The 20279-nt window shown below is 55.6% G+C and carries 16 protein-coding genes and 1 riboswitch; of the genes, 13 read left to right on the plus strand and 3 right to left on the minus strand.

What is annotated here, in order from left to right:
* Window positions 1-22: 22 nt before the first annotated feature.
* From AC2D8O_RS05445 to AC2D8O_RS05470, 6 genes are all read left to right on the plus strand, one after another.
* Window positions 23-1033, plus strand: coding sequence for a hypothetical protein (locus AC2D8O_RS05445; protein WP_484677782.1), 1011 nt, complete (start codon window positions 23-25; stop codon window positions 1031-1033).
* Window positions 1034-1042: 9 nt separating this feature from the next.
* Complete coding sequence (locus AC2D8O_RS05450) at window positions 1043-1717, plus strand: response regulator transcription factor (RefSeq protein ID WP_484677783.1); 675 nt, start codon at window positions 1043-1045, stop codon at window positions 1715-1717.
* Window positions 1718-1729: 12 nt separating this feature from the next.
* On the plus strand, window positions 1730-3052 hold the full coding sequence (locus tag AC2D8O_RS05455; RefSeq protein WP_484677784.1) for a sensor histidine kinase: 1323 nt from the start codon (window positions 1730-1732) through the stop codon (window positions 3050-3052).
* Between the two features lie 176 nt (window positions 3053-3228).
* The gene (locus AC2D8O_RS05460) at window positions 3229-4098 is read left to right on the plus strand and encodes an alpha/beta hydrolase family protein (RefSeq protein ID WP_484677785.1); all 870 of its coding nucleotides are present in this window, start codon (window positions 3229-3231) and stop codon (window positions 4096-4098) included.
* A gap of 327 nt (window positions 4099-4425) precedes the next feature.
* Window positions 4426-7599 carry a SusC/RagA family TonB-linked outer membrane protein gene (locus AC2D8O_RS05465; RefSeq protein WP_484677786.1) on the plus strand — a complete coding sequence of 1058 codons (3174 nt, stop codon included), beginning with the start codon at window positions 4426-4428 and terminating at the stop codon, window positions 7597-7599.
* Between the two features lie 20 nt (window positions 7600-7619).
* Entirely contained in the window at window positions 7620-9098 is a 1479-nt protein-coding gene (locus AC2D8O_RS05470) for a RagB/SusD family nutrient uptake outer membrane protein (protein ID WP_484677787.1), read from the plus strand.
* A 52-nt stretch (window positions 9099-9150) separates the two neighbouring features.
* Here AC2D8O_RS05470 and AC2D8O_RS05475 read toward each other — a convergent pair whose 3' ends face one another.
* A complete protein-coding gene (locus AC2D8O_RS05475) occupies window positions 9151-10911 on the minus strand; it encodes a hypothetical protein (protein ID WP_484677788.1) in 1761 nt (586 codons plus the stop codon).
* Between the two features lie 159 nt (window positions 10912-11070).
* Between AC2D8O_RS05475 and AC2D8O_RS05480 the strand changes: the two genes are divergently transcribed.
* Window positions 11071-11697, plus strand: coding sequence for a hypothetical protein (locus AC2D8O_RS05480; protein ID WP_484677789.1), 627 nt, complete (start codon window positions 11071-11073; stop codon window positions 11695-11697).
* Window positions 11698-11711: 14 nt separating this feature from the next.
* Here AC2D8O_RS05480 and AC2D8O_RS05485 read toward each other — a convergent pair whose 3' ends face one another.
* Complete coding sequence (locus tag AC2D8O_RS05485; RefSeq protein ID WP_484677790.1) at window positions 11712-12044, minus strand: winged helix-turn-helix transcriptional regulator; 333 nt, start codon at window positions 12042-12044, stop codon at window positions 11712-11714.
* Window positions 12045-12163: 119 nt separating this feature from the next.
* Between AC2D8O_RS05485 and AC2D8O_RS05490 the strand changes: the two genes are divergently transcribed.
* From AC2D8O_RS05490 to AC2D8O_RS05500, 3 genes are read left to right on the plus strand one after another with little or no spacing between them, the layout of a single operon-like run.
* The gene (locus tag AC2D8O_RS05490) at window positions 12164-12910 is read left to right on the plus strand and encodes a type 1 glutamine amidotransferase domain-containing protein (RefSeq protein WP_484677791.1); all 747 of its coding nucleotides are present in this window, start codon (window positions 12164-12166) and stop codon (window positions 12908-12910) included.
* An 11-nt stretch (window positions 12911-12921) separates the two neighbouring features.
* Window positions 12922-13539 carry a TMEM175 family protein gene (locus tag AC2D8O_RS05495; RefSeq protein WP_484677792.1) on the plus strand — a complete coding sequence of 206 codons (618 nt, stop codon included), beginning with the start codon at window positions 12922-12924 and terminating at the stop codon, window positions 13537-13539.
* Window positions 13540-13563: 24 nt separating this feature from the next.
* A complete protein-coding gene (locus tag AC2D8O_RS05500; RefSeq protein ID WP_484677793.1) occupies window positions 13564-14199 on the plus strand; it encodes an NADPH-dependent F420 reductase in 636 nt (211 codons plus the stop codon).
* Here the strand turns inward: AC2D8O_RS05500 and chrA are convergent.
* Window positions 14180-15319, minus strand: coding sequence for a chromate efflux transporter (gene chrA / locus AC2D8O_RS05505; protein ID WP_484677794.1), 1140 nt, complete (start codon window positions 15317-15319; stop codon window positions 14180-14182). The two genes, AC2D8O_RS05500 and chrA, sit on opposite strands and share 20 nt — an antisense overlap.
* A 367-nt stretch (window positions 15320-15686) precedes the next feature.
* Window positions 15687-15902: riboswitch (cobalamin riboswitch) on the plus strand.
* 134 nt (window positions 15903-16036) lie between these two features.
* Here chrA and AC2D8O_RS05510 point away from each other — a divergent pair.
* The 3 genes from AC2D8O_RS05510 (at window position 16037) to AC2D8O_RS05520 (ending at window position 20037) form a co-directional block, all read left to right on the plus strand.
* Window positions 16037-16471: an acyl-CoA thioesterase gene (locus AC2D8O_RS05510; RefSeq protein ID WP_484677795.1), complete on the plus strand. Its 435-nt coding sequence runs from the start codon at window positions 16037-16039 to the stop codon at window positions 16469-16471.
* Window positions 16472-16483: 12 nt separating this feature from the next.
* A complete protein-coding gene (locus AC2D8O_RS05515) occupies window positions 16484-17470 on the plus strand; it encodes a ribonucleoside-diphosphate reductase small subunit (protein WP_484677796.1) in 987 nt (328 codons plus the stop codon).
* A gap of 146 nt (window positions 17471-17616) precedes the next feature.
* Window positions 17617-20037 carry a ribonucleoside-diphosphate reductase subunit alpha gene (locus tag AC2D8O_RS05520; RefSeq protein WP_484678271.1) on the plus strand — a complete coding sequence of 807 codons (2421 nt, stop codon included), beginning with the start codon at window positions 17617-17619 and terminating at the stop codon, window positions 20035-20037.
* The last annotated feature ends 242 nt before the right edge of the window (window positions 20038-20279 follow it).

Here is a 20279-nt window from a genome sequence, read left to right on the forward strand (position 1 = left end):
TTTCGCTTCTACCTGCTAATTCATGAAACAGTTACTTGCTGGCCTGCTGGCCACGGTTCTTTTTGTGCTGGGCATCAGTCCGTATGGCTATGCCCAGCTGATGGCCGATGCGGCACTGCCAGCCGTGCGCGACACTGTAGATGTTCAATTGTCTACTGTGACACCCCAGACCGGGAGCCTGGTCGCTGGTATCACACTGGGTAACAATGCCACCTTTTTTGGGCGTACACAGGAAACGCAATATCCTTATGTGGCGCTGGAGCTTACCTACACCACGCCATGGGGGCTCTGGGTCTCGGTGATGGGGCACGATCTATTTGCCACCACCGCCATAATAGACGAGACCGATCTGTCTATCGGCTGGGATTTCTTGCTGACGTCCCGCATGGATGCTTCGGTAAGCTACTCTCACTTCCTGTTTCCTAATAACAGCCCGCTGGTAGCCTCTACCGTCAACAACTCGCTGGACGGCTATCTTGGCTACGATTGGGGATATGTCTACACCCGTTTGAGTACTGCCTACGTTTTTGGCAAAACAAGCGATGTGTTCGTGGTGCTGGAAAACTCGCGCTATTTCGAGCTTGCAAGTGTATGGGGTGGAACGCTTGACGTGGAGCCACGCGTGAGTCTGACCTGGGGTACTCAGCGTTTCGCAGAGACAAGTATCGTTGAGCGTCAGAACCGAGCAGCCGCAGGCCAGGGAGTAGGCAACGGCAACGGTAATGGTGGCGGTAATGGCAACGGCAATGGCAATGGCAACGGCAATGGCAATGGGAACGGGAACGGCAATGGGAACGGTGGTGGCAGTGGTAACGGCAACAGCAACAGTGGCAGGGTCAATGTCATAGAGTCCACCATTGAGCGGTCGCAGTTTCGGCTTCTGAACTATGAGTTGCGCGTACCCGTCACCTACACCCGTGACCGGTACACCTTTCAGCTTTCCTGGCGCTATATTGTTCCGACGAACTTATTGCCGGGTGATGTCACCATTGCCCGCAGCTATCTGACGGCAGGGTTTTATGTATCCTTCTAACGGCAACCAATGACGGCCCTGATTGTTGAGGATGAGCGTACACTGGCACGTGAGTTGGGGCTGTTTCTGCACCAGCACAACTTTGCCGTTACCATCGCGCGAACAGCACAGGAGGCGCGCAAAGAATTGGCGGACAACGAGTATGACTTTCTGCTGCTGGATCTGGGGTTGCCCGACGGCGATGGCCTGGCGCTGCTTTCCGAGGCAAGGGAGAATGGCCTGACAGCTTCGGTTATCATTCTTACTGCCCGCAACGAGGTAGAGCATCGTATTCAGGGGCTGCATGTTGGAGCCGACGACTACCTGCCCAAGCCCTTTTCGTTACCCGAGCTGCTGGCTCGAATGCACGCCGTCAATCGCCGTCGCTTTGGCCTCAAGCGTTCTGTAATTGACTGCCACGGATTTCAGCTGGACTTACAGGCCCGCAAACTCACCTACCAGGAGCAGGAAGTTGCGCTCTCCACCAAGGAGTTTGAGGTGCTGAGTTATCTGGCCCTCAATCGTAACCGGGTGCTGACCCGACTACAGCTTACAGAGCACATCTGGGGCAATGTGTCGGACATCGGCTTCGAATCCAATTTTATCGACGGCCACATCAAAAACCTGCGCAAGAAACTGGGGCGTTACGCCGGCGTAGACTGGCTGGAGACCGTCCGCGGTATCGGTTACAGGGTAAGTATCTAACAGCGCAATTCTGTGAAACTGGCCGCCAAGTTCACGCTCTTCAATGGGCTTTCGCGCACACTGATTCTGGTGTTGTTCATCGGGTTGCTGCCGCCCGTGTTGCGGCGTGTGGCTGTATTCAGTACCGATGCCAAGCTGCGAAAGCAACAGGAACAGGTAGTGAACATGGTGCGCCAGAATGGCATTTCGGCTTTTCTGGATGCAGATGAGAACTCCTACGGCAGCTATAACCTGTTGAAAGACGAGTTTATCTCACTGGAGCAGATTCCACCAGGCCCTACAATTGACATAATAGAAGATTCACGCCGGGCGGTAGAAGAGGAGGTAATAGAGTACAGGGTGCTCAGCTATTCTTTCGATCTGGAAGGGAAGCAGTATCTGCTTGAAATCGGGCACAGTACTACCAGTATCGGTGAAGTGGAAGACACCTTCCGGCAGTATGCCTTCTATATTCTTCTGATAGGCATTCTGCTCACCATGGCCACCGATATTCTCTACTTTACCTATCTGCTGCGGCCATTAGAGCGGATTCGGCATGTCAGGCTGAAGGATGTGCGCAACCCTTCTGCCTTTGACTTTACACCCATAGCCACCACTACCGACGATTTCAGGGAGTTGGACCTTAGTCTGCAATCCATGATGCGGTCTATCCAGACGTCTTTTGCGCACGAGCGGCGGTTTATCGCCGATGCTTCGCACGAACTGCTCACACCGCTGGCGACCCTTCAGCACCGCTTTGAGAATATGCTGGTGGACGAATCGCTGTCGGAAGAAAATACCATTCGCGTCATGGATTCGCTGCGAACGGTGCATCGGCTGCGGGTCATCATCAAGTCGCTGATGCTGATCTCAAAGATCGAAAACGATCAGTTCCCTCGGCACGACCGTGTTTCGCTGGCCGAACTGGTGGAGGAAGTGACCGAGGAGCTGCAGGATCGACTGGCTCTTAGCGATCTCACCCTGCATGTGGAGATACCGGGAACGTTGGTGCTGGCCAATGTCAACCGTGGCCTCATCAGTACGCTGCTGATGAACCTGCTGCACAATGCCATCAAGTACAACCGCCCGAACGGTCGTATTGAGGTGGTGGGCAAAGCGTTGGCCGACGGCGCTGTGCAGCTGGAGGTGCGCGATACCGGCATCGGTATTGCCAAAGAGGAATTGCCACATCTGTTTGAGCCCTTCCACAAGGCAAGTAACTCCGACGCCGACTCCTATGGTCTGGGGCTGTCCATCGTCAAGACAATTGCCGACAAGCACGGCATGCGTCTGGAAGTCAACTCCATCGTGGGTATCGGCACTTCAATTGTGCTGGTGTTTCCAGCGGCCAGCTAAAGCTCAGCGGCTCTGGAGCCACTGGCGCAGCAGGGGCCAGCCGTAGACAATCATCGCGCCGACTGCCATGCCCAGCATCAGCATGGCGAAAGTGCGGGCGTTTTTCTGTGCAGGCGTCATGGGTGCGAAGATAGCGGGAAGTGATTGAGGACAGGTGGAAGTAGCTACTTTCACACATGCTTCCTCCCTTCTCTCCCGGTTTCCAGCAGTTGTCAGTTTTTGACCAAGCCAAAGGGGAGCATTTCCCTGTGCTGGCGTTTTATCCCTCGCAGGGTGCAGCCAGCGCCTTTCAGGCTGGCCCTTACACAGTGGAGGTGGGCCTGAACGCTCCCATTATGGAAGGGCGGCATCCGTTGGTGGTGCTGTCGCATGGCAGTGGCAGCTCGCCGTGGGTGTACCGTGGGCTGGCCATGGCGCTGGCGCAGCAGGGGTGTGTGGTGGCCCTGCCCGAGCACCCCGGCAACAACCGCAACGATAACTCGCGCCTCAATACCCTGCGGAATCTGAGCGATCGTCCACGGCATGTACAGTGCGTGTTGGATATGTTCAGAAGCGGCAATTGGGCGGCGCACACCACTGAGAAAGCTGTTTTATTCGGTCATTCGATGGGCGGCTATACAATGCTTGCATTGGCTGGCGGAAAAGTAACGGCATTGCCCCAGGAATCGTCTGAGCAAATCCCGGTAGATACAGTTACCGACACCCGGATTGCCGGCCTGTATCTGATGGCGCCCGCCACGCCGTGGTTCCGGCTGCCCGGGGCACTCTCGGACCTTCGGGTTCCGGTACGGGTAGTGACCGGGGAGGCTGATGCAGTCACCACTGCCATACACTATCAGATTTTGCAGGAGGCAATGCCCGCTGCTGTGGGAATGAAACATTCGTCTATCCCGAATGCTAATCACTACGCGTTTCTGACGCCCTTCCCGGATGCTCTCCGTTCGCCCGAGTTTGCCCCCTCGCAGGATATGCCTGGCTTTGACCGTGCAGCCTTTCAGGTGTGGTTAGCCAATGATGGCCTATCGTTTGTTCGAAATTGCAGTTAGCGCTTGAATTGTTAGGTTCCCACGGCGCCTACAGAGCGTGTAAGTAGGCTGAGAAATAGCTACTAAGGGCTAAGGGCTCTCTCTTTTAGGTTGTGAGATGGAGATGTTTTAATGTGAAGCAAGTGCGTAAGTGTTAATTCGCTATTGATTAACTTTTATTAGCAGGTATTAACCAAAGAAATGTATTTCCATATGTTAAGAATATGTCTATAACATTGATTATCATAGATTTAAGCCTGTTATATTATTTTAATTTTTGTTGGCAGTTGAGGGTGCAGCGAATTCCGAGTTTGCGTGTCTGTTTTTTGCAATTAAAAACACTCACGAATGCTTAGAAATTCTACCCTGGTAGGATTGGCTCTTCTTTCGCTGGGCGGCAGTGTGTATGCGCAGGACGTGCGCGACCGCGGCACCTCGGCTTCAGCGAGCCAACCCACAGCAGAACGCACCTTCACAGGCCGTGTTCTCGACAAGAGTGGACAGCCCATGGTTTCTGTAACCGTGATGCTGGTAACGCTCAATGGCCAAAGCGTCATGGGCACCTACACCGACATGGACGGTAACTACAAGATGACGACGACCCAGGAGGGACCTTTGCGCATCCGGGTTACAGCCGTCGGCTTCAAAACCTATGAGCAGAACGTTACTGGTGGCTCCAGCACGCTCAACATAGCACTGGAAGAAGAAGGCGTCGGCCTTGACGAAGTTGTGGTGGTAGGTTACCGTCCGCAGCGCGCCGAAGAAGTAACGGGTTCCGTGGCCCGCGTTAGCGGCGAGCGGATTGCCGCACTGCCAGTACAGTCGGCAGAGCAGGCCCTGGCAGGTCGCGTTTCGGGTGTGAATATTCAGCTGCCCAACGGCCGTCTGAACAACCCAAGCCGTGTACGTATCCGTGGCACCAACTCGATTACCCAAAGCGGCGAACCGCTGTATGTGATCGATGGTATTCCGTATGCGCAGGGCGACTTCTCGCAGGGGCAGTCGAGCGTGCAGAACCCCCTCTCGATTATCAACCCGGCTGATATTGAGACGATGACCGTACTGAAGGACGGTGCATCGGCAGCACAGTACGGTTCGCGTGCCTCCAACGGTGTAATCATGATTACCACCAAGCGTGGCAAGGCTGGTGCTACCCGTGTAAGCTACGACATGCAGGTCGGTTTCACCGAAACGCTCAAGCGTCTGGAGCTGCTGAACGCCTACCAGTATGTAGACATCAAGAACGAAATGCGTGCCAATGCAGGGCTTTCGCCCATTGCTAGCCTCTTCACCATGCCCGATGGCTCTATCGCCAATACCGACTGGCAGAACGAGGTGTATCAGCGCGGCCTTCAGCAGCAGCATACGCTTGCTGTTACAGGTGGTAACGAGCGTACCCAGTACTACCTTTCACTCGGCTTTACCGACCAGGAGGGTATTCTGAAGACGAACCGCTTCCGTCGCGGCAGCCTGAAAATGTCGGTAGACCATCAGGCGACCAAGTGGCTGAAGATGGGTGTGAACAGCACCATAAGCCGGGTATACTCTGATGGCCTGAACACAGGTACCAACAGTCTCAGCGGTTCGGTGCTTGCTGCCTACCGTTTGTGGCCCAACGTGCCTGCCCGTCTTAATGGCGATTACTACATCGACCTTGTTGGTAACCGCATTGGTCAGGGTAATAACACACTGGCCATTTCTAGCAACTGGCCCAACATCGCGTATGTACTTGACAAGAACAAGTCCATCACTGATGAGTGGATCATGCTCAGTACTGCCTATCTGGAAGTGAACCCCATTCAGTACCTGACGCTTCGTGGCGAAGTGAGTGTCAACTTCAACGGCATTGAGGATTATACCTACTGGAACCCCACTCACGGTGACGGCGTTGGTTTCCTGGGCTATGTAGAACAGTGGTGGCAACCCCGTTATCGGTACACCTCTCGCGTCACAGCCAATTACACCCGCGCTCTGGGCTCGGATCACAAGATTGGTATTCTGGTAGGCTGGGAAACCCAGCTCGACGATCGTAAAGGTTTCCGCGCACGTGGCACAGGTCTCTCAGATCCCGCCTATGATGATATCATCTCCGGTACTTTTACAACACCACTGGTACAGGGCTTCAAGCTGCGCAACAGCTTTGACTCTTACTTCGGAACGGTAGATTACAACTATCAGGGCAAGTACATTGTGGCTGCCAGCCTGCGTAACGACGGTCTGTCGAACCTGGCTCCCAGCGTGCGTCGTGGTACTTTCTACGGCTTCTCGGTAGGCTGGGTAGCATCCAATGAAAACTTCTTTCCCTTTAAGGACGTCATCAACCAGTTTAAACTGCGTGCCAGCTATGGTCGCAACGGTAATGCCCAGGGCCTTGGTACCTATGCATACCTCGGCAGCTTTGGTGCAGGCCAGTATGGCAGCAATAATGGCTCTGTCTACAATGCGGCAGGTAACAGCCAGCTGACATGGGAAACCAACGACAAGTACGATGTGGGCTTTGACATGGGACTGTTTGAAGACCGCGTACGTGTGACAGCCGACTATTTCCGCATCATCAACAGTGGCCTGATTCTGAACATTCCAGCTGCTCCGTCAGCGGGTCTGCCCTCCAGCATTGCCACGAACATTGGTGCCTCGATGTCGGAAGGCTTTGAACTCAGCATCAACGGAACTGTTTTCCAGAATGGCTCTTGGACTTATGACATGGGGCTGGACCTCACCTTTGTGGAGTCGTTCGTAACCAGCTATCCAGAGCTTGCCACACCCTTCCCTCAGTCGAACCTCTCGATCGTGCGGCCGGGTGAATACCTGGGTTCGTTCTATACTCTGCGATGGGGTGGTGTCAACCCTACCAACGGTTTCGGTACCTGGTACAACCGCTTTGGCCAGCAGATTCAGTACAACCAGTTGCAGAATCCTTCTGTTAACGGTGACGAATGGCTGTTCATGGACGGCACGGCCGCACCTGCCCCCAACCTGGGCCTCGGCGCTACCGACGACCGTGTATTGGCAGGCCAACCCAACCCCAAGTGGTTTGGTGGCTGGAACCACACCCTCCGTTATGGCAACTGGGACCTGTCGGCACTGCTCCGTTTCTCACTGGGCTTCCAGGTTTACAATGAGACTCTGCGCAGCAGCCTTCTGAACCTGAACAACAATAACAACGGTGCGGTGATTATGGGCCGCTGGACACCAGACAACCGGAATACCAACATCCCTCGTCTGTCGTTTGCTGACCCACAGACATTCCAGGCCTCAACCCGCTGGATTGAAAATGGCGACTTCCTGCGCATCCAGAACGTAACGCTGGGCTATACCCTGCCACAGCGCTGGGTAAGCAAGATGTCTATGACCAGCATGCGCCTCTATATCAGTGCCAATAACCTTGCCCTGTTTACCAGCTACTCAGGTATCGATCCTGAAGCCAACTCGCAGGGTCAGGCCAATACCGGCACAGGTCTGGATATCGTACAGGCCCCGCAGGCCCGGACTTTCCTTTTTGGTGCTTCTGTCCAATTCTAACCTCTAACTCACACCATTCCATGGTTTCCAAAACATTGAAAGGCGTTCTGCTGGCCTCGCTGCTGGCAACGGCCTCTGGCTGTGGGGAAGCATTCCTCGACGCAAATCCAGAAGACCGCATCACAGAAGAAGCGGCCTATAATACACCTGCTCGTGTAGAACTGGCCGCCAACGGTTTGTATCACGGCCTGCAAGGGGCCACCAATGCGGCTAACTTCCTTGGCGCGACAGTACAGATTGCGGGCGACGTGCGTGGCGAAGACATCATCACCAAGAGCTTCTTCACCACGATTGCCGAGAATGTGCAGACCCCCAATACGGCCGAGGTGGTTAACACCTGGACGCGCGGGTACTATGCCATCAACCTGGCTAACCTGATGCTGGATGCGCTGACGAATAAATTCCCCAATGTCGTATCGGGCACTGCCAAGAACGGATATCTGGGCGAAGCTTACTTCGTACGTGGCATATCGCATTTCTACCTCGTAAACCTGTATGCCCAACCCTACCAGTGGAATGGCGCAACAGGTATCGGCGGCACGGGCACCCATCAGGGTATTCCGCTGCGCCTGACGCCAATCATTGACCTTCAGGGTAACGATGCACCCCGCGCCACGGTAGCAGGTGTGTATGCACAGGTGCTGGCTGATCTTGACCAGGCTGAAGCACTTCTGCCCGGTGTGCGTGCTACGGCTTCACTTTCGAAGTCGCGTGCTACCAAGGCCGCAGCGATTGCAATGAAGGCCCGTGTGTATCTCTACATGGGTAACTATGCCAAGGTGATTGAGGAGTGCAACAAGCTCGTTCCGGCTGTTGCGCCCTATGCTTCCAGCGGCCCGCTGGGATCGTTGGCGCTCACGGCTACGCCGTCGGCAGTCTGGGTATTCCCTGCTGTTTCCTCCGAGTCCATCTTCTCAATTGCATTCGATTCGTCTGACCCTGCTGGTACGAACAACGCACTGGCTCAGTTCTACAACCAGCGCGAACTGCTGTTCATCAACCGCAGTCTGCGTAATGACTCGCGTTGGGTAGCAGGCGATCTTCGTCGCACCTCACCGATGATTCGCAAAGACTCGCTGGTGAACAAGTACACCCGCTCGTCTACACAGGATGACTGGGCCCCGGTAGTGCGCTACGCAGAAGTGCTGCTGAACCTTGCCGAAGCCGAAGCCCGCGTGGGCGATGAGACCCGTGCGCTGGCGCTGCTGAATGCGGTGCGCGACCGTTCAAAGCCGGCGGCTACCCCCTCTTACGGTGCATTTGTCACTCGTAATGACCTGGTAGATGCCATTCTCTTTGAACGCCGTATCGAGTTCATCGGTGAAGGACATCGCTCTTTCGACCTTATTCGTACCGGCCAGGGGTTGACCGACAAACGGCGTGAAGATTACTCGCTTATCAGTGACATTCCGTTCGGCAATAACCTCATCATCTGGCCGATTCCTTCCGGCGAACTGAACACCAACCGACTGATTGGTGGACAGAACCCCGGCTATTGATTCGTATCAGTACTGCTGAAAAGCCTGCCCGGTATAGGGCAGGCTTTTTTGTTTACTGCAATAGCTGGTTGAGCAGTACCACGCTGAAAATGCTAAGCAGAAACCAACCGAGAAAGCCCTCGATTACCGTGAGATAGCCAACCACACCGCCCACACGCAGTTCGCCAAAGCCCAGGGTTGAGAAGACATTCAGACTGAGGATGACGGAATCTACGGCCTTGCGCAGTGTGAAGTATAAGATGGAGAGGACAACGGCAACAGCCAGCAGCCAGAAGAGCCGACTCTGCTGACGAGGAGTCAGCTCACTCCAGGAGTGGCTTCCGTGCGGCATAAGCCGACGATACAGCCATCCCTCTGTGTGTAGGAAGAGGTTATAAAGAGGTATGCGAGGCAGGTGAAGTAGAGGGCGATAAACTGCCGGAAGCAACTGCCCATGCCGTCGGAGGCGCCGTCGGACATCATCAGCCCGGGCATGGTCATCGAACAGGATCAGGTGTTCCAGATACAGCCGGTATGGGCTGCGGGGCGAAGTCAGAAAGTGGGTGTAGAGGAGGTACTGTGTGCGCAGACTACGGTGCAACACGTCACCGTAGCGGAAGGGGGTAATGAAGTAGATTCCGGCGAAGCCGAGTATCACCCAGAAGGAGAAGAGCAGGGCACGATAGGTGTTGGTGCCATAGTCGGAGAAAACGTACATCAACCGGTTGAGGATATAGAGGACGTACTGTTCACGGCGGCCCTGCCGCTCATAATCGGCTAGATACTGGTTGGTCTCGATGTTCTTGAACTCGATGTAGGACGAGTCGGCGCTGAAGCGGTCTCCAAGTGCCCGATACGTTTGGTACAGGTTGGTGTAGGCGGCTACAAGTGCCGGATACAGCGTCTGGCGTGGATAGGCAGATATCTGATGGGCATTGGCTACGGTGGTGTCGCCCAGCAGTTCGCTGATCCGATGGTTTTTCAGCGAGGCCCACTCCACCTGGGTATTCAGCGGGTTGAGGCTCAGGCCGGTCAATACCACTCCTTTGGGTAGCGCCAGCTGTGTCAGCAGAAACATGTTGGAAACCGTACTGCGCCCAAGTAAAAGGGGCACCTGCAATTGACAGTGAGTAAGCCGCAGATTGGTGAAGGTAGATTGCGACAGGTTAACACTTAACGACGACACTGGCATACGGCGGGTGGAGTCGTGCGCCGAAAGGAAAAACCTGCAACGGTCGAGGGTAAAGTCCAGTGAGGCACTTCGTGCGTCGATAGTGAGCAGGCCATTCTTGGTGTTGTCAAAGGTTTCATTGAAGTGCGTCAGATCTGTGACGGTGAAGCTGCAGTCCCGGAACGATACATAGTCGGTGTAGGCTGCATTGCGGCGCAACACAACACCATTGAGAAAATGGCAGCGTTCGAAGCGCAAAAAGTCTAGGCTGGAGCCCTCGATGCGTACGGCCGACTTGAGGGTGCAGTCTTCAAACCAGATTTTCAGGCCGCTACAGTTAACGAAGTAGAATTCACCCTCAATGGTCGCATTCCGCAGTACCCACCAGTACTGTGGGTCAAACGTGCAGTTTTCAAAGCTGTAAGTGGCCGGAAACCGATGGCGCCGTGTCGTGTCGGCCCACCACGCATCCATGCCGGCTTCATCTTTCACTACGTCGAATCTGACGTTGAGGTTCTGGAACAGAATACGGCCGGGGCGGGCATTGCGCATTGCCTCCATCAGCTGGGTGAAGGTGACGGTGCGCCCGCTGAGATCAGAGGTGTAGATGTTCTGTTGGGCGTTGAGTGTGTGTGGCAAACCCAACAGCAGATAAACGGCCAAGAATCGAAGAATCAGTAGCACAGAGAGAGGAGGCCTGAAATGCAGCACAGCGAGTGTTTGACGGCGAACCTCAAGTTAGCCGATTCGGCTCTTCAGCTGAGCACAAGTCAGTTAGCCATTTTTGATGTATTTTACAGACGAACCTAAACTTATCAAGTAATGAAGCATTCGGTAGTTTTTCTGTTTTCGGTAGTCGCATTTCTGGTGATCCCCGCCGCACATGCACAAACCATGGGTCCTTTGGCCGTGCACTCGCGCAGTAATGTGTTTGTGGCTGGAAAGGTGCAGGATGGCGAAATGGGTGGTGTACTGCCAGTAGCTGTCCAATTGGTGCAGGGGGCCCAGGTTATCTCTTTCGAGGGTGTAACAGGCGAACTGGCCTGCGCTGATGATCAGTTTTTCTCGCCCGACGGAGGCGACTGTGCAGGTGGCAGCACGGATCTCAACAGCAAGGGCGCTATTGCAGGAATTGTCCACCGCCAGAAGTCGCTGTTTCTGGTAGGCGTGTTTCTCGGTGCTACCCAGCCAGCAGCAGCACCCGCACGTCTGGATTTCTCCGATGGCAAGGACAACGCAGAAACTTTCAGCCCGGGGCTGAATCAGGTGTTTTTCATTGGTGACGGGCAGACCGAAGCCGGAACAGCCCAGAAGTTCAAGGTGCCAGCTGGAGCCCGGACGCTGTATCTGGGTATTGCTGATGGCTATTCATTCCAAGGGGATCCTGGGGCCTACAACGATAACAAGGGTACGGTGTTTATCGAGGCCATTCATGTAAATCCGAAGTAAGGGACTTTGCTTCGCTAACTGGGTGGGGCCAGCGCCTCGCCCAGTTTTCTCAGTTCCAGAATGACAGGCAGCACCAGTCTGCCGCGCTCGCTGATGTTGTATTCTACCCGGGGTGGTACCTCGGGATACTGTGTGCGCTCGATGAAGCCGTCGAGTTCCAGTTCGCGCAGCTGCTGCGTCAGCATTTTGGGCGTGATGCCCTGAATCATTTTGCGCAGCTCGCCATAGCGACGTGTCCCGTCTTTCAGTCGCCAGAGGATGGGGAGTTTCCAGCGGCCACCGATTTTCTCCAGCGCCAGTTCTACGTGGCTGTGGTAGGTTCGGCCCTGATAATCGAAAGTTGGCATTTTTATTAGATTGTAAATCAACATTTAACACCAAAAGGTGCGTATGGTACCAAACAGTACATACTTGTTATAGGGAAATATAGAGGTCTAGTTTGCACATATACAACTTCTCGACCTGTATGAGTGCAAACCTTTCTATTCTGAATCCGTCGAAGCCCAAGCGTGTACTGCTGCTGGCTTCCAACGCAGCGGTGTCACCTGTTACCGGCTGGCCCGTGGGCCTGTGGATCGCCGAACTGGCGCACCCGTATCATGTATTTGCGGAGCAGGGCTATGAGATTACCATTGCCAGCCCGGAAGGGGGCAAGTTGGAAATTGACGGCTTCAGTGACCCGCGGCATGAGTCAGGCTATTCGGCCCATGATTTCCTGAGCCTGGGCTTTCTGGAAAGCAGCCAACATTCGGCTCTATTGGCCAATACACAGCGCATGGATACGCTGGACCCCGCCAGCTTTGATGCCGTGTTTATCTGCGGTGGTCAAGGTCCAATGGTTACTATGTATGATAATGCAGCCGTACACCAGTTCGTAGCCAAAGCCTATGAGGCTGGCAAGGCAGTGGCGGTAATCTGCCATGGTACCTGCGTGCTGCTGAAAACCCGACTTTCTACTGGGGAACTGCTGGTGCAGGGCAAAACGTGGACAGGCTTTGCCGACAGCGAGGAAGCCTATGCCGACAGCTTTGTAGGCATGCGCATCCAGCCGTTCTGGATTGAGACCGAAGCCCGAAAGTTGGCTGACTCCAACTTCATTACAGGTCCGCGCTTTGCGCCATTTGCTGTGCGCGATGGCCGCCTGATTACGGGTCAGCAGCAGTATTCCGGCGCGGCTGCGGCCAAGCTGGTAGTGGAGGCACTGGGTGTCTGATATCGCATGCTATGAAAGCGCAATCTCATTTTTCCGTTAGCCGCCTGGAGGCTTTCAGCGATGGGGTACTGGCCATCATCATCACGCTGATTGTTCTGGAGGTGAAGCTGCCGCACGATACGCCGGAAGCGGTGCTGGGGGAGGCTCTGCGGAGCCTTCTACCGAAGGTTGTTAGCTGGGTTATCAGCTTTGGCGTGCTGGGGGTTTTCTGGTTCAATCATCATCGGCTGTTTGCTCTGTTGAAGACCGTAGACGCAGGCCTCCTGTGGCTGAACCTGCTTACCCTTTTGATGCTGTCGCTATTGCCGTTCCCTACCAGCCTGATGGGCGAGTATCCTTCCAGTGCTTTGGCCGTCAGTCTATTCGGCATTACCATGGTGCTGGCCAGTCTGGCCTTTGCCTGTATGCGCTGGTATGCTACCCGCCATCCACTGCTGCTGAAGGATGGGGCGGATATGGCGGCGCATCGGCGGATGATTCGTCGGTCGTTTCTGCTGGGGCCAGCGGCTTGGTCTCTTGCCACTGCCATGGTGATGCTGCACCCTTTTGCCGCACTGGGATGTTATGCTTGTATCCCTCTGTTTTTTGTAACCTCGTACAGCCTGGTACAGCCAGGCACTGACCACTGATTCAACCTCACTTCACTTTCAGTTATGAATATCGCAATCATAGGTCATGGCCACGTGGGTGGCGCGCTCGCCAAGGGTTGGGCCAGCAAGGGCCACTCGGTGTGGGTAGGCGTCCGCGAGCAGCCAAATCCCAAAGCCGAAGCATTGGTAACGGCCGTCCCAGGGCTTAAAGTAACGGATATTGCCGCCGCCGCCGCCCATGCCGATGTAGTGGTAATAGCCGCCGTGCCCGCAGCTGTACACGACATTGCCAGCACCATCAAGCCGCATGTCAAGGGCAAAGTGGTAATTGAAACGATGAACAGCGTGTCGATGAAGCCGCAGGATTTTCATGACACCTACACCGCCTTGCGTACGCTGCTGCCTGAGGCTGATGTAGTAAAAGGTTTCAACAGTACTGGTTTTGAGAACATGGCAAACCCCCATTACAGCGATGCGCTTGCGGCCGACATGTTCATGGCCGGTGGCAGCGCCAAGGCCAAGGAGACGATGAAGCAGCTGGCGCTTGAGCTGGGCTTTGCCAACTGCTACGACTTTGGGGGCGAGGCGCAGGTGCCGCTGTTGGAGCAGTTTGCGCTGGCGTGGATCAACCTGGCCTTCAAACAGGGGCTGGGCCGCGACTTCATGCTGAAGCTGCACTTCAGGCCCAAAGGCCACTGAGGTGCAGCAACCCGCCTGCCGGCACCGCTACGAGCACCAGCCAGGCAGGGTTGAGTTTTGTGCGCCACAGCAATACCGCGCCGCACAGCAGTGCGAGGCCCAGTCGTAGGGGCTGGTGGTGCAGCGGCCAGGCCAACTGAACGATGGTGACTGCCAGTACACCAATGGCTGAGGCCGCTACATACTGCAGAAACTGTTGGAACCACCTGTTGCGCAAGAGGCGTGGCAGGTGGGGTGCCAACGCCGCAATGAGGACAAAGGCAGGCAGAAAGATGCCCGCTGTAGCCGCCAATGCGCCTTTCAGGCCCAGTAGCTTGTAGCCTATCCAGGTGGCTGTAGCGAACAGGGGGCCCGGCGTGATTTGCCCGGCCGCAATGGCATCCAGCAGTTCTACGGGAGTCATCCAGCCGTGCCGGGCTACAAGCTCTTCATTGAGGTAGGCCACCAGTAAGTAGCCACTGCCATAGAGTGTGCCACCTATTTTCAGGAAGATGCCGAAGAGTGTGGGTAGGGTAGGGGCCGCATAGGCACTGCTGCTGGCTCCTGCCGCGCCCAGTACCAGCAGGCTCCGGCTGTAGGGTGGACGGAAGGTGGGGAATAGTGCTGCTGTTGCCCACACTGCTGCCAGGCCCAGCAGGACAGGGGCTTCCGGCAGCCCCAACGCTACCAATAAGGCAGCAATCAGTGCAATGAGTATGCGGGGTGTGGTAGTAAGGGTGCTGCGCGAAAGCCGGTAGACGCCCGCCAATACGATGCCCACTGCGACAGGAGCGATGCCCCAGAGCCAAGGTTCTACTGCGGGCAGTTTTCCGTAGGCAGTGTGAAACCAGGCAAGGCCCAGCGTGATGCCTACCGCGGGCACAATGAAGGAAACCCCCGCCACGATGAGTCCGGCCCACCCTGCCCGGTGATAGCCAGTGTGGATGACCATCTCGGTGGAGTTGGGGCCGGGCAGAAGGTTGGTGAGGCCCAGCATTTCGGCAAAAGCATCGGCACTGAGCCATTTGCGCCGTTCCACTACCGCACGCTGCAACAGGGCGATGTGTGCCGCCGGCCCACCAAAAGCAGTGCAGCCCAGCACGAAACAGACCCAGAAGACTTCACGCAGACGGGAGGGCATGGCTGAAGGGAGACGCGGAAGATGCGATTGGGCGCAAGTTGGCGAGAGATTCCCCCACATCCAGAGCTCTCCACCAAAGGAAAGTACGCGCGTGCAGAGCAAATGTATGTGAAGTGGAAAACCCTTGGGCGGGTAGGGTGTGGACAACCCCGATGACTGTTGGGTTCAGCTGTTTGGTGAACGCAAAAATGCATGCACAGTAATGGGTTTTTCAGGCTGTGCAAGTTCTCCTTTCACAACCTCGCAGGTACCTAAAAGTGGCTGGGTGCATAACCCTCGACTTATCCACCTGGGGGTAAGTGTGACTAGTGTCTAGCGGCAATGCGACGTACCTTTATATCTGCATCCAAGGCGTTGGTTTGGCCGATTTGCAGCGACAGACTTTGGTTTGTAACTGCTTGAGGCTGATGAAAAAGGAATCAGGTGAGAAGCCTGAGCTGACGCGCAACCGTATGGGACGCCCAACTGTTCGTCCAGGCCTGACCCGCAAGGGAAAGGCGGGCAAAGTCACTGGCCCTGAGGCTGGGAAGACGAGACGAAACAGGTCCTGAGCCGGGAGACTTGCCCCACCTTGTGATGGAAGTGTCTGCGCGACTCAGACAGCTTTCCGGTGCTCTGGTAGTGGTGCCTTATATAAGGTACTGCGTCTGGGGTGTCGGCGGGCCATCGGCAGTGCAGCGCTCAGTTTGTTGGTACCTCTCATTTCCATCCTGCCGAATGGCCGAATCTTCTACCCCCTTGCCTACAGCCGCCGAGCGCGAACGGCTGTTGGCTGCCGAAACCCGCCAGTTCATGGCGGTGTTCCCCAATACCACGAATCATTACGATACGCTGTTTGGGGGCACTACGCTGAAGCACATGGACGAAGCTGCCTTCATCTGTGCCACCCGTTTCAGCCGAAAGAAGATGGTGACTGTTTCCTCCGACCGTGTGGATTTTCATCATCCCATTCCGGCAGGCACCTTGGTAGAGCTGGTGGCCAACGTGGTGCATGTAGGCCGCACAAGCCTGCGGGTGCGTGTAGAAGTTTTCGTGGAGGAGATGTACCGTGCACACCGCTACCAGGCAGTATCGGGCGACTTCACCATGGTAGCCATAGACGATACCCGCCGCCCCGTTCCCATCAACGACCTTCCGTCTGCCCACGCCTGATAACTCCTTCCCATGTCACAGTCCATCAACACCGCCAACGAGCCCCTGCTGCGCGACAACCCCAACCGGTTCGTGCTGTTTCCCATACAGAACGATGCCATCTGGAAAATGTACAAGAAGGCCGAGGCAAGCTTCTGGACAACGGAAGAGATTGACCTTACACCCGACCTCGTAGACTGGGAGAAGCTGACCGACGACGAGCGTCATTACATCAAGCACGTGCTGGCGTTCTTCGCCGCATCGGATGGCATCGTAAACGAGAACCTGGCAGTAAACTTCATTCAGGACGTGCAGGTACCTGAGGCCCGCTGTTTCTATGGCTTCCAGATTGCCATTGAGAACATCCACAGCGAGACCTACAGTCTGCTCATTGATACCTATATAAAAGATGGTGCAGAGAAGGACAAACTGTTCCGCGCCATCGAAACCGTGCCAGCTGTGCAGAAGAAAGCAGAGTGGGCAGTGCGCTGGATCACGAACGCAGAGTCGTTTGCCGAACGCCTGATTGCCTTTGCAGCGGTGGAGGGCATATTCTTCTCGGGCAGTTTCTGCGCCATCTTCTGGCTGAAGAAACGCGGCCTCATGCCTGGCCTGTGCTTCAGCAACGAGCTCATCAGCCGCGACGAAGGCCTGCATACCGACTTCGCCTGCCTGTTGTATTCCATGCTGCAGCAGCAATTGCCTACCGATCGTGTACGCTCCATCATCCTGGACGCCGTAACCATCGAGCAGGAGTTTATCCGCGAGGCGCTGCCCGTAAGCCTTATCGGCATGAACGCAGACCTGATGAGCCAGTACATCGCCTTCGTGGCCGACCGTCTGCTGGTGTCGCTGGGCTTGCCCAAGCACTACAACGTAGAAAATCCCTTCCCCTGGATGGAAATGATCTCGCTGGCTGGTAAAACCAACTTCTTCGAGAAGCGGGTTGGCGACTACCAGAAAGCAGGCGTCATGGCCAACAAGGAAGACCAGGTGTTCAGCCTCGATGCCGATTTCTGAGCACCCCTTCATTCACAGAACCAGAACTGACCGAACCCACTCCATATACCGCTCCGATTGTCATGTCAACGCATAAAGCACAACCCAACAATGAGACCCGTCCGCAGGAAGGCGTGGCTCCCCTGCATCCGTACGGCACCGACGGCATGTATGTAACCAAACGCAGCGGTCTGTCAGAGCCGATGGATGTGCGCAAGATTACCCAGCGTCTGGAGCGGCTGATGTGGAACCTGGATACCCGGCACGTGCATGTGACGGAAGTGGTGCGCCGCGTGCAGCAGGGCATGTACAGCGGTATCTCCTCGCGCGACCTCGACAACCTGGCTGCCGAAACCGCCGCCGCGCTCACCGTGCATCATCCCGACTATGCCATGCTGGCAGCGCGTATAGCCGTGAGCAACCTGCACAAGGAAACCCATGCCAGCTTCCGGCAGGTGGTGGAGGCGCTGTTCCGCTTCGTCAACCCAAAGAACAACGAACCGGCGCCTATGGTGTCGGAGCAGTTCTATCGGCTGGTGCAGGAGCACGCGGATGTGATTGATGCACACCTGGAGTTTCGGCGCGATTATGAGTTTGACTACTTCGGTTTCAAGACGCTTGAGAAGTCATACCTGATGCGGCTGGATGGCAAGGTAGTGGAGCGCCCGCAGCATCTCTTCATGCGTGTGGCACTGGGCATTCATCAGCACGACCTCGCCGCTGCGTTCGAAACCTATGATCTCATGAGCCAGAAGTGGTTTGTGCACGCCACGCCCACGCTGTTCAATGCCGGCACCCCCAAGCCGCAAATGTCTTCATGCTTCCTGCTGGCCATGAAGGATGACAGCATCGAAGGCATATACGATACACTGAAGCAGAGCGCTCTCATATCACAAAGTGCAGGCGGCGTTGGGATCTCTATCTCCAACATCCGCAGTTCAGGCGCCTACATCCGCGGCACTGGTGGCACCAGCAATGGCCTGGTTCCCATGCTTCGCGTGTTCAACGACACCGCTCGCTATGTGGATCAGGGTGGTGGAAAGCGCAAGGGCGCATTCGCTATGTACCTTGAACCCTGGCATCCAGATATCTTCCATTTCCTGGAGCTGAAGAAGAACCACGGCAAGGAAGAAATGCGCGCCCGCGACCTCTTCTATGGTCTGTGGATTCCCGACCTGTTCATGAAGCGGGTAAAGGAGAACAGCCACTGGAGCCTGTTCGACCCGCAGGAAGCGCCCGGTCTGGTAGATTGCTGGGGCAAGGAGTTTGAGGCACTGTATGCCCGCTATGAACAGGAAGGCCGTGCCCGTCAGGTGGTGAAGGCTCAGGATCTCTGGTTCCAGATTCTCGACAGTCAAATCGAGACCGGTACGCCCTACCTGCTCTATAAAGACCACGCGAACGGCAAGAGCAACCAGCAGAACCTCGGTACCATTCGCAGCAGCAACCTGTGCACGGAAATCATCGAGTACACCAGTCCCGACGAGGTAGCTGTGTGTAACCTGGCTTCCATTGCGCTGAACCGCTTCATTGTGTCCAACGAAGAAGCCGATGGCCGCTACGAGCTGTCGCGCTACGGCGATGGCTGGGTAGACCACAAGCGGCTGTTCGAGATTTCACGTGTAGCCACGAAGAACCTCAACAAGATTATCGATCTGAACTACTATCCGGTGCCCGAGGCCCAGCGCAGCAACATGCGTCACCGCCCGATTGGCATTGGGGTACAGGGCCTGGCCGATGCGTTTATTGCACTGCGTTTGCCCTTCGAGAGCGAAGAAGCCCGCCGTCTGAACCGCGACATGTTCGAAACCATCTACTTCGGTGCCCTCACCGCAAGTATGGAACTGGCGGCCGAGCATGGGCCCTATGAGACCTATGCGGGCAGCCCAGCCAGCAAAGGCCAACTGCAGTTTGACCTCTGGGGCGTACAGCCTACCGAGCGTTGGGACTGGGCAGACCTGAAGCAGAAGATTGCCGAGCATGGCCTCCGTAACAGCCTGCTGGTAGCGCCTATGCCCACGGCTTCCACCAGCCAGATTCTGGGCAACAACGAGTGCATCGAACCGTATACTTCCAACCTCTACACCCGGCGTGTACTCAGTGGCGAGTTCATCGTAGTGAACAAGCACCTGCTGCGCGACCTCGTGGAGCGTAACCTGTGGAACGAGCAGATGCGCCAGCGTATCATCGCGGGCAATGGCAGCATCCAGCACATTGCTGAAATTCCTGCCGAGCTGCGCGACCTTTACAAGACGGTGTGGGAGATCAAGCAGAAGGCGCTGATTGACCTGGCCGCCGACCGAGGTGCGTTCATCTGCCAAAGCCAGAGCATGAACCTCTTTGTGCAGGAGCCCAACTATGCCAAGCTTACCTCCATGCACTTTTATGGCTGGGAGCGCGGGCTGAAGACGGGCATGTACTATCTGCGCACCAAGGCGGCCACAGAGGCTATCAAGTTCACGGTTGATTCTGCCTATCTGCAGCCTGAACTGCCACTGGAGCTTCCTCCTGTTGACCCTGCCGCTGCCTATGAGGGGATGGCCTGTGCGCTGGATAACCCCGGTGCCTGCGAGGCCTGCGGTAGCTGACTTTTTTCTCCGATGATTGAGGCCCCATACCACGTATGGGGCTTTTTTATGATGGAGAAGGAGTTACCCACTTTTGGCCTTTTCGGTCCCCAGATTGGAAATGAGAGTTTGCTGTCTCGTGCGTATTAAGCCGATGATTCGTGGGCATGTCAGTATTTCCATCCTTTCCCCTCTTTTTGTTTTAGACATTTGGGCAACAAATGGATTTATTTAATGCGTTTATAGTTGTTTGTACATCGGTT

The sequence above is a fragment of the Pontibacter sp. T17 genome (assembly GCF_057219875.1).